Consider the following 15,353-nt stretch of genomic DNA (forward strand, 5'->3'; position numbering starts at 1 on the left):
AGCGACGGCCTCGTGTAAACGAGGCCGTCTGTCATTTTGTGCCGCCGGCTTAGCCCATGGTGTGGTACACGGCCTGTACGTCGTCGTCTTCCTCGAACTTCTCGATGAGCTTCTCCACTTCCTCGGCCTGCTCGTCGGTGAGGGTGACGGTGGTGTTGGGCACCCGCTGCAGGGTAGCGCTTACCACGTTCAGCCCCTTGCTTTCGATGGCTTTCTGCATCTGGCCGAAGTCGGTGAAGGCGGTTTCTACTACGATATAGGCATGCTCGGCGCCGTGCTCGTCTTCTTCCTGGGTTTCGTACACGTCTTCGGCGCCGAAGTCAATCAGCTCCAGCTCCAACTCGTCGCGGTCGAGGCCTTCGGCGGCCAGCTTGAACACGCCCTTGCGGGTGAAGGTGTAGTCGGAGGAGCCGGCCGTGCCCAGGGCGCCGTTGCCGCGGTTGAAGTACATGCGCACGTTGCTCACGGTGCGGGTAGGGTTGTCGGTGGCGGTTTCCACCACAATGGCCACGCCGTGGGGGCCGTAGCCCTCGTACACCACTTCCTGGTAGTCCTTTTCGTCTTTGCCGGTAGCGCGCTTGATGGCTGCTTCCACCCGGTCCTTGGGCATGTTCACGCCCTTGGCGTTCTGGATGGCGGTGCGCAGGCGGGAATTGGTGTCGGGGTTGGAGCCGGACTCTTTCACGGCCATCACAATTTCCTTCCCAATGCGGGTGAAGTCTTTCGACATCCGGTCCCACCGCTTCATCTTGCGGCCTTTACGAAATTCAAACGCGCGTCCCATTTCTACAGTGAACAATTAACAATTAACAATGAACAGTTTCGGGCCAGCCAGGGGGCGGGGCCGAAACGGGCTGCAAGTTAGCAAGCAGGGGCGGGGGCGGCAACGGCAGGCGCCGGGGCCAGCTACTTCCGACCGGATTTGGCTCGTTTCGGCGGCGTGGTTTTAGAAGCAGCGGGGGCTGGTTTGACCGCCCGGGCCGGCGGGGCACCCTGGCCTTGCAGCACGTACACGCCCCGGTTGCCGCTGGGGTAGCCGATGAGGGTGATTTCCAGGGCCAGGGTCTGCGGGTCGAAGCGGAAGGTGCCGTACTGCACGTCGGGGCCCTTGCGGTCGGTGAAGGCGAAGCGGATGCTGTCGCCTTTGATGACGAACTGCCCGTCCTGGCTGAAGGGCATCAGGCCCTGGTTCATCTGCAAAGTCAGCCGCTTCTGGTAGCTGCCGTCGGCGTTAAGCGTCAGGGTGCCGCCTACGCCTTGTACTTCCGTGGGTGGCTCGTCGCTGGTGTTGTCGTACACGGTGTAGGCCGTGTAGGTGTAAGTGTTGTAAAACGACTTGAGCTGCGTGGCCTCGAAGTAGGCAGCCTTTGGTGTAGGCACCTGCGCCGGTGCCGAGGTGCTCAGGGCGTTGGCTGCGACAAAAGGGAATAGCAGTAGAATACGGGAAAACAGCATGTGTCAGGAAGGATTTGCCTGGAAGTAAGACATTTGAGATAAGACGCTAGACATGAGACGTTAGACATTAGAATCGTTCTGACAGAAGAACTTTCTCATGTCTAACGTCTCATGTCTCATGTCTAAATTTTCATGTCTAACTAAACCCCGGAGTCTGGGGGCAAAGGTCGAAAATAATGTGCCTGCCGGCTTGGATGGCTCACCGGGCCTGTCGTTGCTTTGATGCAGAAACCATTCCACTGCCGGATTATGCCCACCTTCCTCCGCGAATTGATTCAACCCGCCGCCGAGCTGCCCGAGGCCGACGTGTGCCTGGTAGGCCTGCCCCTGGACTTCGGCACCGTACTCGAAGGCGGCCGCGCCGGGGCGGTGAATGCGCCCGATGCCATCCGCCGGGAGCTGCGCCGCTACCACAAAGCCTACAACCTGGAGCACGACATCAGCCTCGACGAGCTGCGCATTGCCGACGCCGGCAACCTCGACCTGAGCAGCACCGACCACGCCGAGAACCACGAGTGCATCCGGGAGCGGCTAAGCGCCCTGCTGCGGCAGTACCCGCGCGTGGTGGTGCTGGGCGGCTCCCACGACGGCACCTACTCCACCGTGCGGGGCCTGTTTGATGCCGAAGCTGCCGGACCCGTGGGCGGCATCAACCTCGATGCCCACGCCGATGTGAAGGAGCGGCCCGTCATCAGCAGCGGTACGCCGTTTGGGCGGCTGCTGCGCGAGCATTTTCTGGCCGGCAAGCAGTTCGTAGAAATCGGGCTGCACTCCAACCTCAACACCAAGGAAGACATTGCTTTTCTGCGCCAGCAGCAGGCCCGCATTGTGCCGCTGTGCATGGTGCAGGCCGACGGCATGGTGGCCCCCATGCAGGGGGCGCTGGCCCGGGCCACGGCCAATGGCGCGGCCTTCGTAAGCTTCGACATCGACGGCTGCGCTGAGGCCTACGCCCCGGCCGTGTCGGCCCCCAGCGCCGACGGCTTTACGCCCCGGCAAGCCGTGGAAGCGGCCTTCCTGGCCGGGCGCCACCCGCGGGTGCGCCTGTTCGAAGTAGTAGAGCTTAACCCGCTCTACGACCGTGATAATCAGACGGCTCGCCTGGCGGCAACCATCATCACCGCTTTTTTAACGGGACTAGCGAAGCCCGGCGTGTAACGAATGGGCGAAAGCCAGGTATTGGCTGTGGAAATTGAAATCCGAGCGGATTTCACCACTGTCATCAACCTGGTTTTCACCTTTTACAACCCACGCCATGCAAAAGCTCCTCTTTCCCCTGCTGCTTGCCGCTCTTACGCTGCCGGCCGCTGCCCAAACGGCCCCCGCCTTCAAGTCCAGCTGCGACGAACATAACTTCCACTCCGGCCGCGGGCAGCAGCGCTACTGCGAAACCCGCGACCTGACCATGTCACTGCCTAAGTCAGGCCCCCTGTATGTCGATGCCGACCAGAACGGGGGCATCAGCGTGCGCAGCTGGGCGGGCAAGGAGGTGCGGGTGCGCGTGAAGGTGCAGGCCTGGGGGCCCGACGAGGCTGCGGCCAAGGCCGTGGTGGCGGGCATCAACATCAGCAGCGCCGAAGGCCAGCTCAGGGCCAGGGCCGGTGAGGGCGAGAACTGGGCCGTGAGCTACGAGCTGCTGGTACCCGAGAAGCTGGCGCTGGACCTGAAAACCCACAACGGCGGCATCAGCCTCGACGGCGTGCGGGGTCCCGTCACCTTTGCCGCGCAGAACGGCGGCGTCAGCATCGTCGGCGATGGGGGCGATGTGCGCGGCCACACCCAGAACGGCGGCGTGAGCATTGTGCTCAATGGTAAAAAATGGGAAGGCAAGGGCGTAGACGTGACCACCACCAACGGGGGCGTCAGCTGGGTTGTTCCGGCCAACTATGCGGCCCAACTCTACAGCAGCACCAGCCACGGCCGCATCAGCTCCGATTTTCCCACCATTTCCCGCAGTATGATGGGCGGCGAAGTAAACCTGGCCCTGGGCAAGGGCGGCGCCCCGGTAAAGGCGGTAACTACGAACGGCGGCATTTCCATTCGGCGGATTTGATAGAGTAAGCTATCGAGTTAAAAGTTAAAAGTGAAGCGTTAAAAGGCAGAACCACCTTTTAACGCTTCACTTTTAACTTTTAACTTTTAACTCAAACAATGAGAAGCTACCGGAAAGGCCTACATCGGCCGCCAATGCACCGGGCGGCGACGCTTGCCGCTGCGACGGCCGCCCACCAGCAGCCAGGTCAGGCCGGCGGCCAGGATGCTGGCGCCCACCACGGCGGCCTGCACCGGCAGGCGGTCGGGCGGGGGCGGGGGCAGGAACTCCACGCCGCTGGCATCGGTGCGGGCCGGGGTTTGCACGTAGCGGCCCTGACTGGGAACGGGATAATTATCGGCCAGCTGGCGCAGGCCTTCGGTAGCGGCGGGGCCTTTTATCACCGGGCCGTGCCCGCAGCCTATGGCCACCGGGTTGAGGTCGGCCAGCACCTGCACCGACTTGCGGGCCGCCTCCCAGTCGTAGTTGAAGGGCGTGCCCGCCCGGCTGATTTGGGGCTTGTCGAGCAGGATGGCCGCCACGGAGTCGTGGTGCGTAGTGGCGAAGGCGTCGCCGCCCAGCAGGGTCTCGTCCGACTCCCGGAACAGGGCAATTTGACCGGGGGCGTGGCCTGGCACGTGAATCCAGCGCCAGCCCGGCAGGAAGGGCGGCTGGTGGTCGTCGAGCGGCAGGGCCTGCACACAGCCGCGCAGGTTGGGCAGCTCCCGCGGGAAAAAGCGGCTCATAAAAGCAAGGGAGCCGCCCACGGTGGGGTCCTGGGGTGGGTACTGCGCCTGCCCGGTGAGGTAGGGCATCTCCAGGGGGTGGGCCAGCACCGGCACCTGCCAGTAAGCCGCCAGCTCCTTGGCCGAGCCCAGGTGGTCGAGGTGGCCGTGGGTGAGGAAAATAACGCGGGGCCGGGCACCCGGGCCAAACAGCTCTTCCGCCGCGGCCCGGATGGTTTTTTCGCTGCCCGGCAAACCGGTATCTACCAGCACCCACTCCCCGGGCAGGCCGGTTTCTACGAAGTAGACGTTGACAAAGCGCTGAATACGCAGCTGGGTGACGCCGGTGGCTACCTGGTCCATAAGCAGAGAAAATGAGAAGAATACTACCCTGACCTTACGCAGAGAATGCCCTTGGCGGTTGACAGGCTAAGGGCCGAATCTAGCACCCGCAGCTGAAATCGGGGTAGCCGGCGTAGGTAGGGGAGAGCTTGTCGTCGATGCGGATGATGTGGTCGAGCCGGATTTCCTCGCCCGATTTCAGCCGCATGTACTCGGCGCCGTCGCGCATGAAAAACGTTTCGATAATGACCGACTCAATGGTCAGCTCCCGCAGCTCGCTGAAGTATTGCAGCAGCACGCGCTTTTTCAGGGTAGCGGCCGCTTCCAGCTCGTCGTAATAATTGCAGTCGATGGGCTTGTAGTCCGTAGCCATACTTAAAATCGGTTAAAAGTTGAGAGTTAAAAGTTGAAGCGCTGATTTGTTTTTAACTCTTAGCTTGAAATTGAGGAATTGTTACATAGTATTTGGAATTTGTAAAAATCCACTCTAGAACGTCATGCTGAGCTTGTCGAAGCATCTCTACCGCTTCGTTGAGCGGCCCCGATGAAGCAGTAGAGATGCTTCACTGTGTTCAGCATGACCTAAAATAAAACTCCCAAACATGCTCTTAAATGCAGACGCCGTGCTGATAGCAGCTATAACATGAGCATGACATTCCCAATTAAAGAGTGTCTGGCCCCATCATAGCTACCGCTCCGACGCCCGGAAGTCGGGGTTGAAGGTGAGCGAAAGCTGCAGGGTGTGGTTGTGCTCGAACACCAGGCCATTGCCTTGGGCTACCAGCTGGTGCAGGTAGCCGACTTCCACGGCCGTCGCCCGGGTAAACTGGTAGCCCAGAGCCCCGTAGGCGCGGTTCTGGTCGAAGATGTTCTGGGCTACGTTGCGGCCGAAGTTCACGAATATTTCGTCGTAGGCCGCCAGGTAGGGCGTGCCAGGGCGCAAGGACTCCATGGGGCCGGCCAGGGGCAGTACGGCCCGAATCTGGTAGCGGGCGCGGTTGGTATAGGTGAAGTCCGTTTCCTGGGGCCGCTGTATCCAGCGCTGCTCCAGCCGGTAGCGCTGCGATACCTGGAAGGGGCCGTGTTCGCTCCGGAGCTGCAGCTGCTCGTAGAGGCGGTGCTCGGGAAACTTCTCGGCGGCGGGGAAGTCGCCATAAGGATGCGTCAGGGCGTAGGCATAGCCGGCGGTGAGCATGGCTTTGTCGCCGGCGTAAAAGTTGATGCCTATCCGGCCGAAATCCTGCAGCGGCTCCCGCACCCCTTTGGAGCGGCGCCACTGCCACTCGGTGTGCAGGCCCCAACGGTCGGTCAGCCGGGCGTCGCTGAAAAACATCAGCCAGGTATTGAAATTTTTGTCCTGCACCCGGCCTTCGGGGGAAGATTGGGCCTGGCTGGTAGCCGAAGCAAAAGAAAGCAGTAGCGCCAGGCAGGCGCCGCGGTATAGATTGGAGCGGAAAGACATGTCAAATAAGGCAGTAAGAGTGGCTGGAAGGGTGGTAGAGCGCCTATGGTACGCAAACCCAGGCCCTGGCAGTTATTTCTTTGTTAAGAAGGGCCGGGAAAGATGAGCAGGAGCAGACTCCCCACAGCTGGCCATTTGCACCGCAGGCATGCCCTTTCGAACTGTGCTGACGCTGATTTTCTTCCGGCCCGACCCATACCTTTCCTTGCCCTTTCCTAACTTGCCAGCCCACCCAATACGTCCCTTCTTATGTCGTCTCAATTCCCCGCCGAAACCGCTACTCCCGAACTCAACCTCGAAGCCAATTCCTTCGCCCAGGCCGAAGGCACCAAGTTTCGGGGCGACGCCAAGCGCCCCATGTATTACGAGTTCAAGCCCGAGGAAACCATCAAGGCCAAGCACGGCACCGAGCTGCGCTGCAAAACCTGGGAGGCCGAAGCCGCCCTGCGCATGCTCGAAAACAACCTCGACCCGGCCGTGAGCCTGGTGTATGATGAGCTGATTGTGTACGGCGGTGCCGGCCGCGCCGCCCGCAACTGGAAGGAGTACCAGACCATCGTGAGCACCCTCAAAAACCTGGAGGCCGACGAAACCATGCTGGTGCAGAGCGGCAAAGCCGTGGGCGTGCTCAAAACCTGGGCCCACGCCCCCCGCGTGCTCATCGCCAACTCCAACATCGTTCCGGCCTGGAGCACCCAGGAATACTTTGACGAGCTCGACAAGATGGGCCTGATGATGTACGGGCAGATGACGGCCGGCTCCTGGATTTACATCGCCACCCAGGGCATTCTGCAGGGCACCTACGAAACCTTTGCGGCCATGGCCGACAAGCACTTCAACGGCACCCTGGCCGGCACCATCACCGTGACGGCCGGCCTGGGCGGCATGAGCGGCGCCCAGCCCCTGGCCGTGACCATGAACGACGGCGTCTGCCTCGTCATCGAGCCCATTGATGAGCGGGTAAAGCAGAAGGTGCGCGAAGGCTACGTGGACGAGCAGGCCGACTCCCTGGAGCACGCCCTGCAAATCTGCCAGGACAAGAAAGCGGCCCGCCAGGGCTGGTCGGTGGGCCTCACCGGCAACGCCGCCACCGTGCTGCCCCAGCTGCTGGAGCTGGGCTTCAAGGCCGACATCGTGACCGACCAGACCTCGGCCCACGACCTGATGGACTACATCCCGGAGGGCGAGATAGGGGAGGTGCTGGCCCTGCGCGCAGGCAACCCCGAGGAGTTTAAGCGCCAGGCCCTGAAGTCCATCGTGAAGCACTGCCAGGCCATGCTGGACATGCAGGCCCAGGGCACCGTGGCCGTCGACTACGGCAACAACCTGCGTGGGCAGGCCGAGAAAGGCGGCCTTCGGGTGCGCGACGAGAACGGGCAGTTCCTCTACCCCGGCTTCGTGCCCGGCTACATCCGCCCGCTGTTCTGCGAGGGCAAGGGCCCCTTTCGTTGGGCCGCCCTTTCCGGCGACCCCCAGGACATCCTGCGCATTGACCGCGCCCTGCTCGAAACCTTCCCCGACAACAAGATGCTGGCCCGCTGGATTGAAAAGGCCCAAGCCAAGGTGCCCTTCATCGGCCTGCCCGCGCGGGTGTGCTGGCTGGGCTACGGCGAGCGGGAGAAATTCGGCCTGGTCATTAACGACCTGGTGGCCCGCGGCGAAGTGAAAGCCCCCATCGTCATCGGCCGCGACCACCTCGACTGCGGCTCGGTGGCCTCGCCCAACCGCGAAACCGAAGGCATGAAAGACGGCTCCGACGCCGTGGCCGACTGGCCCCTGCTCAATGCCCTGGCCAACTGCGCCAGTGGTGCCGACTGGGTAAGCCTGCACAACGGCGGCGGCGTGGGCATCGGCAACTCCACCCACTCCGGCATGGTGATAGTGGCCACCGGCACCCCCGGAAAAGCCGAACGACTCAAGCGCGTACTTACCACCGACCCCGGCATGGGCATCTTCCGCCACGCCGATGCAGGGTATGAGATTGCAGAGAACGTGGCGCGGGAAAGAGGGGCGAAGATTCCGAGCTTGAAGTAGAAAAAAAGGGCGGGGCTTGTCCCCGCCCTTTTCGTTTGGCTGTGCCTTTCGCTATTGTTCAAACCCGTTACGTCCTTGTCACCAGGCCAGCTATTGTTGTTGAGCACGCCGGTTACGTCACCTTCACAAACTGGAAAAGGTGATTATCCTGGAATGGATGATAGAAACGAGCTGCGGCCTGTGCAGTAGGGGACGGCCCAGCGGCGGTCGGTGATTGTGCCCGGCTTTGCCTTTTCTCCCTACCAGCCCACGGAGCAGTTTCTATTCAGCGTTTGAGAGTCAGATTCTGAAAACATACTTTTCAGGGAGTGTTGCCGTTGGCAGGTACTACAGGGGCTACTTTGCGCAATAATGCTTCACCCTCAGCCCTGCCCGTCTATGAAAAAACTGCTCCTCGGTATTCTCTTACCCATGGCCGGCTGGGCCACGGCCCAAACCCCAGTTGCTTTCACCGTGAAAGGAAAGATTGGCAACCTGAATGCGCCGGCCAAAATCTACCTTTTTCGCAACGGCCAAATCGACTCCGCTACCCTAAAGAATGGCGCCTTCGAGCTGAAAGGCAGCACCGATATTCCCGTGCAGGCCAGCTTACTCCTAAGGCCAAATGGCAAGCTGGGCACGGGGATGTATGGTCAGGGCGACCGAAAAAACCTGTACCTGGAAGCTGGCCAGGTGCTTGTCACCAGTCCCGTGAGCTTAGAAGCGGCCAAGGTCACGGGTGGGCCCATCACGGCAGACTATCAAAGGCTGGAGGCCATGTTGCAGCCTACCGATGCTAAAGTGAAAGCCCAGGCCGCCGTATATGAAAAGGTCTCGGAGGAAGAGCGCAACACGCCCGCATTTAAGGCGCGCAGCGAAGCGCAATGGGCCAGCATCAACAAAGAGTACGCGGAGCGGAAGCGTGATTTTATCCGTTCTAATCCGAACTCCTGGGTAAGCCTGTATGAGCTAATGCAGCTGAACATGCTGGCCCCGCCCGAATACACGGTTGTGGGGCCCTTATACGAAGCCCTGAGCCCCGCCCTGAAGAACAGCCCACCCGGCCGCATGTACGGCGATTTGGTGAAAGGGCTCAAGGCCGTAGCCATTGGCGCCCAGGCGCCCGCCTTCACCCAGACAACCCCCGACGGTAAGTCCGTTTCGCTGGCCGACTACCGCGGCAAGTACGTGCTGATAGACTTTTGGGCATCGTGGTGCGGCCCCTGCCGCCAGGAAACACCCGCCCTGACCAAAGTGTACAACGAATTCAAAGGCCAGAAATTCGACGTGCTGGGTGTGTCGCTCGACAACGAAAAAACCCGCGAGAAGTGGGTACAAGCCATTCAGGACGACAAAATGGCCTGGAGCCAGGTGTCGGACCTGCGCGGCTGGCAAAACGAAGCCGCGCGGCTCTACGGCGTCCAGGGCATCCCGCAGAATTTCCTCGTTGACCCCGACGGCAAAATTGTGGCCTCTGGCCTGCACGGCGACGAGCTGGCCACGACCCTGGCGCGTTTTATCCGGAAATAGGAGCCTTTAGCTGCCAAACACGCGCTTGAGCAGGGCCGTGGTGCGGGCCACGGGGTTTTCGCGGATGTTGGCTTCTTCCTGGGCAATGAGGGTGAATAGCCCGGCTATGCTTTGGTGGTAAGGGCTCCTTTCGCTAGCATCAGCTAGCTGGAGACAAGCGTGCGTCGGCGATGCAATGGTAAAGGCCTTTAGGCGGCGCGGGCGATTCGCGTCCCGGATGCTGGTTAGGACGTGTCAGAGAGGCGCGAGCAGGTGCGGTTTCCATTAACCAATTTAATATTAATTGTATCGGTCGCGGCACTTCGCCGCCACGCTCGTTCCGCAGCCGCCATCAGCGTAGCCTCGTGAGCGTTTTAGCCTTACTGCTAAGGCACCAGCAAAAAAGGCGCGGGACCTTGCCCCGTGCCTTTTCTATCTAAACACCGAAATACTAGCGCGCTACCGGCAGGCGCACCGTCTGCCGCAGGGTGCCGGCCTCCAGCGTGCAGAAGTACAGGCCTGGGGCCAGCTGCTGGGTATCGAGGCGGAGGGTCTGCGTACCCGCCGCCTGCAGGACGCCGGCCGGGGGCGTGCCCACCGTGCGGCCCAGCGGGTCGTGCAGCACCACGCGCACCCTAGCCGGGCGGGGCAGGGTGTAGTGCAGCTGCACCGGGCCAGCCGCCGGCACCGGCGTGGCCTGCAGCTGCAGCGCCGCCTCATCGGCCGGGATCAGGCCCGCGGCCATGGCCGTAGTATAGCGGGCCAGCAGCAGCGAAGTACCGCCAATGCCGCCAAACGTATAAATCTGGCCATTGGGGGCCAGGGTCAGGCTGCTGATGCCGTTTCCGCTGCCGCCGTAGCCCAGCTGCGTATTAGGGGTAAACGTCCCATCGACCTGCCCAGCGGCCGTGTAGCGGGCGAGTACATCACTCAGGGAGCTGCCAAGCGCGCTCCGCGCGAGGCTGCCTCCCACCACGATGCTGCCATCGGGCTGCACTGCTACTGCCTGCAGGCCTCCCTTTCCGTACAACGTTCGGGTGGTGGCGGTGTTAAAGGCAGCATCCGGGGTGCCATCCGCGTTCAGGCGCAGCAGGGCCGGGGCGTTGCTGGGCGTGCTGGTCTGGTCGTAGCGCACGGTGCCCGCCACCACTATCCGGCCATCGGGCTGCACGGCTGCGCCGAATAGCTCCGTGAACGCCGGGGCCGCCACCCCCGCGTTTACTTGGGTCCCGGTTATCACGGCCCGGCCGTTGATGCCAAAGCCGGCATCGCGCGCCCCTGCAGCCGTGAGCCGGTATACCACTCCACCGGCCCGGCTGTTCGGGCTGCCGCCCGCCGAGAAATCATCGCCTACCAGCAGCACGCGGCCATCGGCCAGCTGCACGATGTTGTGGATGTAGTCGCTCAGCGCCTGGTACGGCGAGTTATTGTTGAAGCTGGGGTCCAGCTGCCCATTGGCCGTAATGGCCACCAGCCGGGAAGTGTAAGAGCCCGGGTAGTTGAAGGTAGCCAGCAGGCTGCCGTTGGTCAGAACCACTACCTTTCTGGTATCCATAAATGGGCCGCTGGAAGGGTCGGGGTTGTACAGCATGCCGCCCGTGCCGAACCCCGGGTCCAACACCCCGGTGGGGTCGTAGCGGGCTACGGCCAGGCCTGCATCCTGAAACCGGCTGAGCACCTTGCCTACTACCACCAGCTTGCCGTCGGGCTGCAGGGCCATGCCGTTGGCTTCGGCGCTCAGCGGAAAGGTCGTCGTTACGGTGCCATTGGCGCCAAAGGCTGCATCGGGCGTCCCGTCCAGCAGGTAGCGCTTCACCACGAAGCTGCCATTGCCGCCGCCGCACACCCAGAGGCGGTTGTTGGCCAGCATAAAATCCTTCTGGTTGTTGAACGTCGAGGGCCGGGCATGGGGCGGCTCGGCCTCAATTCCGCCGCTGCCCGTCAGGGCCGTGTTTACGCTGCCGTTGGTGCCAAAGCTGGCATCGGGTCGCACGTAGCTTTGGCCCAGCGCCTGCCCCAGGGGCAGCGCCAGCAGCAGGCTCAGAAATACCCGGCCGATGCTGCGGTCAGGATGATTAATAAGTAAAAGCTCAGCCATAGCGTAAACGGGAAAAAGAAAGATGAATGCACCGTGCCCAAATGTAGGGTGCCGACGGCATTGACCCGCGTCATCAGTTAAAACCGGGCCCAGGTTTAAGGAAACCATTCTGCGCCAACACAAAAGCCCCCGTACCAAAGCAGGTACGGGGGTGCTTCAATATGGTCTACAGCCGCTTTCGAACTCCCAAAGACCGGCTCGAACAGGGCCGTGGTACGGGCCACCGGTATTTTCACGGATGTTGGCCTCCTTATGAGCAATAAGCAGAAACAGCCCGGTTATGCTTTGTTGGGAAAGGGCTCGAGTCGGTTTTAACCCACATCAGCCAGCGGCAGATGGCTGAAGGCTAGCGCGCATTGGCGCCGCGTGCCCGGCGGTTTTGCGTCGGCGATGCCACGGCAATGGGCTGTAGGCGGCGCGGGCGGTTCGCGTCAGAGACGCGCGCTAGCAGTAGGCCAAGACTTTTAACTCTCAGCTTTTACCTGACCCAAGGGCTCTTCCACTCGCAGCCGGGGCAGGCTGCCGGGGTATTCGCGCTGCAGAAAGCCCACCAGCTGCTCGCGCACGATGCAGCGCAGCTCCCACACGGCGCCGGCGTCGGCGGCGCTCACCAGGGCGCGCAGCTCCAGGGTGCGCTCCTTGGAGTCCGTTACGTGCAGGGCGCACACGCGCCGGTCCCAGTACGGGCTGCCTTCCACGATGCGCTGCAGCTCGGCCCGCACGGCGTCGACGGGCACGGTGTAGTCGGTTTGTACGTGCACGGTGCCCAGGATTTGGGCGCTGTTGCGCGTCCAGTTCTGGAAGGGCTTTTCGATGAAGTAGTTGAGGGGCAGCACCAGGCGGCGTTCGTCCCAGATGCGCAGCACCACGTAGGTGAAGGTGATTTCCTCTACCCGGCCCCACTCGCCCTCCACCACCAGCACGTCGTCGATGCGGATGGGCTGGGTGAAGGCAATCTGAAACCCGGCCAGCAGGTTGCTGATGGAGCGCTGGGCCGCAAAGCCCACAATGACGGAGGCAATACCCGCCGAGGTGAGCAGGCCGGTGCCAATTTTGCGCACCGTAGCGAAGCTCATCAGCACCAGGCCCACGGCCACCAGCACAATCAGCGACATCACCAGCTTCTTGATAAACTGCAGCTGGGTGAAGAGCTTGCGCACCCGCAGGTTGTCGCCGCTGTCGAGCTGGTAGCGGCGTTGCACCAGGTCCTGGGCCACGTCCAGCACCTTGATGAGGCCCCAGGCGAAGGTCAGGATGAGGGTAATTTCGACGAAGCGCCGCAGCACCTCAAACGCCCGGGGCGGCAGCTGGGTAAGGGGCAGCAGCAGGGAAATGGCCAGCACCGGAAAAAACCAGCTGCTGGCCTGGCGCAGGTGGCGCAGTACTGAGCGGGCCAGGGGTGAGTCTTCGCGCCGGCTGAAGGCCCGCACCAGGGCAAAAAGCAGGGCTTTAACCAGCAGGCCCAGGGCAGCCCCGCCCAGCAGGACGCCCAGCGTCGTGAATATCTGCGGGAAATGCTCCAGCAGATGGGTAAGCTGTTCTCTCATAGCTCAACGGCCGGGCCGGCCGGGCCGCCCGCAGGTGAGCTTGTCTGTACCCTCGTTGCAGCCGAAAGGTTAGCCCCGCTGCCGCCCGCTAACCCCGCCCGGGCTTTATGCGTTGTACCCAGCATGCCCGCATTTCGACTTTCCACCCCTGCTTTCTCTCTGCTGCTCGGCGCCGGCCTTGGCCTGGGCAGTCCTGTTGCCGCCACGGCCCAGTCGGCCGTGCCCACGCCCTACCGCACCCACCTGTACCGCGACGGCGCCATTATCACCGGCCTTACCGGCCTGAGCGTGACGGGCCTCCTCCTGGTGCAGCAAAAAAGTGGCCTCAGCAACGAGGAGCTGGCCCGGCTCGATAAAAACGACGTGCCCAAAATGGACCGCTGGGTAGCCGGCAAGTACAGCGAAAGCGCCCAGTTTGCCAGCGACATCCTGTGTTACCCCACCATGCTCATTGCCCCGGGCCTGCTGGTGTTCAACCCCGCGGCCAAGGCTAAGTTCGGGCAGGTGGCCATTCTTTACCTCGAAACCATGATGACCACCGACGCCATGTTTACCATGACGGTGGGCACCACCTACCGCTACCGGCCTTACCTCTACGGCAGCGAAGGCGGCAGCGGGCGCAACGGCAAGATTGCCACCAACTCCTTCTTCGCGGGCCACGCGGCCCATACCGCCACGGCTACCTTCTTTGCCGCCAAGGTTTACCACGACTTCAACCCCGACTCGCCGGCCCAGCCCTACATCTGGGCGGCCGCGGCAGCCGTGCCGGCGGCTGTAGGCTACTACCGCATGGAAGCCGGCAAGCACTTCCTCAGCGACGTACTCGTGGGCTACACCATTGGCGCCACCGTGGGCGTGCTGGTGCCGCAGCTGCACAAAAAGCGCGACGGCAACGGTCTGTCGGTGCTGCCCCTGCAGGGCGTGAACGTGAATGGCCACGCCTACACCGGCCTGCAGCTTAGCAAGCAGCTGTAGTTAGGTTGTAAGCAGTGAGTATTCTGAGATTTTGGCCGTCATGCTCATCTGGCGTCCGCTTGGCTAAGCATCTTGCTGGAGGCAGTAATCCAAAGGATTTACTCTCGTGGTAGAGATGCTTCACTTCGTTCAGCATGACGTTCTATTTACGCTTGTGGTGATGACGTTCTCGTTCCGCTTGTGGTAGACAATCATCGCCTGCGCGGACGCCAGATGAGCAAGATGCTCTAAAGACTTCCTGATGGGAGCGGGCAGTTTGCTGGAGCCGGCAAACGTGCGCTGTACTTGGACAGTCGGCACTAGCCATTGCCCTCACCCTGAAAAGCAAGGGGCGAGATTGAGCAGGAGCAGGGGGGAAGCTTATTCCTGGTACAGCGGGCGGCCAGCCGGCACGGGACTGGCCCACTGCCACCGGGCAGGCCGGGGAATGGGAAGGGGCTGGCGCGCGGCGCGCCACTCGTGGGCCAGCAGGCTCATTTCCACCGCGCCCACCCTGCGCCGACTTTTCGAACGCCAGGGCCTGGAAACGCTCCGCATCCTGAGCACGGGCATCAGTCCGGGCCGCATCCGCTACGATGCCGGGGCCTGGTTTCCGATGCCGAGCTTGCCATGCCCCTTTCCGCCGCAGCGACGAGCGGCTGCGGCAGCAAGCCCAGGCCAGCCCGCTGCTGCAGGGAGGAATGGCGGCGGCCAACGGGGTGCTGACGGCGTTGCAGCTGGGCGACACCCTGAAAGGCTATTTCAGAAAACCGGTTTTGGCGTAGCAACAGCCGGTTAACCCCGGCCGAAGCAGCGCGGCAGCAGGGCTTACTTCACGGGCAGGTCCTGCACGATGCCGGTGGCTTTGTCTACTTCGAAGCGGGCCCGGTTGGGGCTGCGGCCGGCCCAGTCGGTGCGCGGCACCAGCACCTGGAAGCGGGTGTCGACATCCACGACGAAGGCCGAGTCCAATACATAGAGCGAGGCGTCGGACTGGTTTTGCAGGTAGCCGGCTACGGCGGCCCGGGCCCCCGCCGCGTCGCTCACCGATTTGGGAGCCGCCTGGGTACCCGGCTTGGCCGAGCTGGCCTGCTCGGTGGCAGAAGGAGATTTCTGGCAGCTGCCCAAGGTGCAGGCGGCGGCCAGAAGCAGAAAGAACAGGTTATTTTTCATTGGTAATGTTAAAATGCATCTAGCTTACGCCTTACCTTGCCTG

13 protein-coding genes and 1 pseudogene are annotated in these 15,353 nt (G+C 62.3%); 5 read left to right on the forward strand and 9 right to left on the reverse strand.

What is annotated here, in order from left to right; genetic code table 11:
• Window positions 1-49: 49 nt before the first annotated feature.
• Together ABD919_RS21660 and ABD919_RS21665 are read right to left on the reverse strand one after the other, a co-directional pair.
• Window positions 50-784 carry a YebC/PmpR family DNA-binding transcriptional regulator gene (locus tag ABD919_RS21660; RefSeq protein WP_345238177.1) on the reverse strand — a complete coding sequence of 245 codons (735 nt, stop codon included), beginning with the start codon at window positions 782-784 and terminating at the stop codon, window positions 50-52.
• A gap of 122 nt (window positions 785-906) precedes the next feature.
• Entirely contained in the window at window positions 907-1,455 is a 549-nt protein-coding gene (locus ABD919_RS21665; RefSeq protein ID WP_345238178.1) for a hypothetical protein, read from the reverse strand.
• Window positions 1,456-1,704: 249 nt separating this feature from the next.
• On the opposite strand from ABD919_RS21665, the gene ABD919_RS21670 reads away from it, so the two are divergent.
• Both ABD919_RS21670 and ABD919_RS21675 read left to right on the forward strand, forming a co-directional pair.
• Complete coding sequence (locus ABD919_RS21670; RefSeq protein ID WP_345238179.1) at window positions 1,705-2,613, forward strand: arginase family protein; 909 nt, start codon at window positions 1,705-1,707, stop codon at window positions 2,611-2,613.
• Between the two features lie 97 nt (window positions 2,614-2,710).
• The gene (locus ABD919_RS21675) at window positions 2,711-3,508 is read left to right on the forward strand and encodes a DUF4097 family beta strand repeat-containing protein (RefSeq protein ID WP_345238180.1); all 798 of its coding nucleotides are present in this window, start codon (window positions 2,711-2,713) and stop codon (window positions 3,506-3,508) included.
• A gap of 119 nt (window positions 3,509-3,627) precedes the next feature.
• On the opposite strand, the gene ABD919_RS21680 is transcribed toward ABD919_RS21675, so the two are convergent.
• The 3 genes from ABD919_RS21680 to ABD919_RS21690 form a co-directional block, all read right to left on the reverse strand.
• Entirely contained in the window at window positions 3,628-4,575 is a 948-nt protein-coding gene (locus ABD919_RS21680; protein WP_345238181.1) for an MBL fold metallo-hydrolase, read from the reverse strand.
• 79 nt (window positions 4,576-4,654) lie between these two features.
• On the reverse strand, window positions 4,655-4,927 hold the full coding sequence (locus ABD919_RS21685) for a hypothetical protein (protein WP_345238182.1): 273 nt from the start codon (window positions 4,925-4,927) through the stop codon (window positions 4,655-4,657).
• A gap of 315 nt (window positions 4,928-5,242) precedes the next feature.
• Entirely contained in the window at window positions 5,243-6,016 is a 774-nt protein-coding gene (locus ABD919_RS21690; RefSeq protein WP_345238183.1) for a DUF2490 domain-containing protein, read from the reverse strand.
• A gap of 249 nt (window positions 6,017-6,265) precedes the next feature.
• Between ABD919_RS21690 and hutU the strand changes: the two genes are divergently transcribed.
• The gene (gene hutU / locus ABD919_RS21695; RefSeq protein WP_345238184.1) at window positions 6,266-8,050 is read left to right on the forward strand and encodes a urocanate hydratase; all 1,785 of its coding nucleotides are present in this window, start codon (window positions 6,266-6,268) and stop codon (window positions 8,048-8,050) included.
• A 378-nt stretch (window positions 8,051-8,428) separates the two neighbouring features.
• Entirely contained in the window at window positions 8,429-9,559 is a 1,131-nt protein-coding gene (locus ABD919_RS21700) for a redoxin domain-containing protein (RefSeq protein WP_345238185.1), read from the forward strand.
• A 6-nt stretch (window positions 9,560-9,565) separates the two neighbouring features.
• On the opposite strand, the pseudogene ABD919_RS21705 reads toward ABD919_RS21700, so the two are convergent.
• The 3 genes and pseudogenes from ABD919_RS21705 to ABD919_RS21715 form a co-directional block, all read right to left on the reverse strand.
• Window positions 9,566-9,673: pseudogene (locus tag ABD919_RS21705) on the reverse strand (DUF4197 family protein); the annotation flags it as partial.
• Between the two features lie 316 nt (window positions 9,674-9,989).
• Window positions 9,990-11,636: a hypothetical protein gene (locus ABD919_RS21710; protein WP_345238186.1), complete on the reverse strand. Its 1,647-nt coding sequence runs from the start codon at window positions 11,634-11,636 to the stop codon at window positions 9,990-9,992.
• Window positions 11,637-12,100: 464 nt separating this feature from the next.
• Complete coding sequence (locus tag ABD919_RS21715) at window positions 12,101-13,183, reverse strand: mechanosensitive ion channel family protein (RefSeq protein ID WP_345238187.1); 1,083 nt, start codon at window positions 13,181-13,183, stop codon at window positions 12,101-12,103.
• A 123-nt stretch (window positions 13,184-13,306) separates the two neighbouring features.
• Between ABD919_RS21715 and ABD919_RS21720 the strand changes: the two genes are divergently transcribed.
• Window positions 13,307-14,158 (forward strand): phosphatase PAP2 family protein, encoded by an 852-nt coding sequence (locus ABD919_RS21720; RefSeq protein ID WP_345238188.1) that lies wholly within the window; start codon window positions 13,307-13,309, stop codon window positions 14,156-14,158.
• A gap of 807 nt (window positions 14,159-14,965) precedes the next feature.
• Here ABD919_RS21720 and ABD919_RS21725 read toward each other — a convergent pair.
• Window positions 14,966-15,310, reverse strand: a complete 345-nt coding sequence (locus tag ABD919_RS21725; protein ID WP_345238189.1) for a hypothetical protein — start codon at window positions 15,308-15,310, stop codon at window positions 14,966-14,968.
• Window positions 15,311-15,353 lie beyond the last annotated feature (43 nt).

It is taken from the genome of Hymenobacter saemangeumensis (assembly GCF_039541835.1).
GTDB lineage: Bacteria > Bacteroidota > Bacteroidia > Cytophagales > Hymenobacteraceae > Hymenobacter > Hymenobacter saemangeumensis.

Excerpts from the sequence above, each read along its gene's own strand:
- ABD919_RS21665 (WP_345238178.1), bottom strand. The coding sequence starts at position 1,455 with ATGCTGTTTTCCCGTATTCTACTGCTATTCCCTTTTGTCGCAGCCAAC.
- hutU (WP_345238184.1), top strand. The coding sequence starts at position 6,266 with ATGTCGTCTCAATTCCCCGCCGAAACCGCTACTCCCGAACTCAACCTC.
- ABD919_RS21710 (WP_345238186.1), bottom strand. The coding sequence starts at position 11,636 with ATGGCTGAGCTTTTACTTATTAATCATCCTGACCGCAGCATCGGCCGG.
- ABD919_RS21680 (WP_345238181.1), bottom strand. The coding sequence starts at position 4,575 with ATGGACCAGGTAGCCACCGGCGTCACCCAGCTGCGTATTCAGCGCTTT.
- ABD919_RS21715 (WP_345238187.1), bottom strand. The coding sequence starts at position 13,183 with ATGAGAGAACAGCTTACCCATCTGCTGGAGCATTTCCCGCAGATATTC.
- ABD919_RS21685 (WP_345238182.1), bottom strand. The coding sequence starts at position 4,927 with ATGGCTACGGACTACAAGCCCATCGACTGCAATTATTACGACGAGCTG.
- ABD919_RS21700 (WP_345238185.1), top strand. The coding sequence starts at position 8,429 with ATGAAAAAACTGCTCCTCGGTATTCTCTTACCCATGGCCGGCTGGGCC.
- ABD919_RS21670 (WP_345238179.1), top strand. The coding sequence starts at position 1,705 with ATGCCCACCTTCCTCCGCGAATTGATTCAACCCGCCGCCGAGCTGCCC.
- ABD919_RS21690 (WP_345238183.1), bottom strand. The coding sequence starts at position 6,016 with ATGTCTTTCCGCTCCAATCTATACCGCGGCGCCTGCCTGGCGCTACTG.
- ABD919_RS21660 (WP_345238177.1), bottom strand. The coding sequence starts at position 784 with ATGGGACGCGCGTTTGAATTTCGTAAAGGCCGCAAGATGAAGCGGTGG.
- ABD919_RS21675 (WP_345238180.1), top strand. The coding sequence starts at position 2,711 with ATGCAAAAGCTCCTCTTTCCCCTGCTGCTTGCCGCTCTTACGCTGCCG.
- ABD919_RS21725 (WP_345238189.1), bottom strand. The coding sequence starts at position 15,310 with ATGAAAAATAACCTGTTCTTTCTGCTTCTGGCCGCCGCCTGCACCTTG.
- ABD919_RS21720 (WP_345238188.1), top strand. The coding sequence starts at position 13,307 with ATGCCCGCATTTCGACTTTCCACCCCTGCTTTCTCTCTGCTGCTCGGC.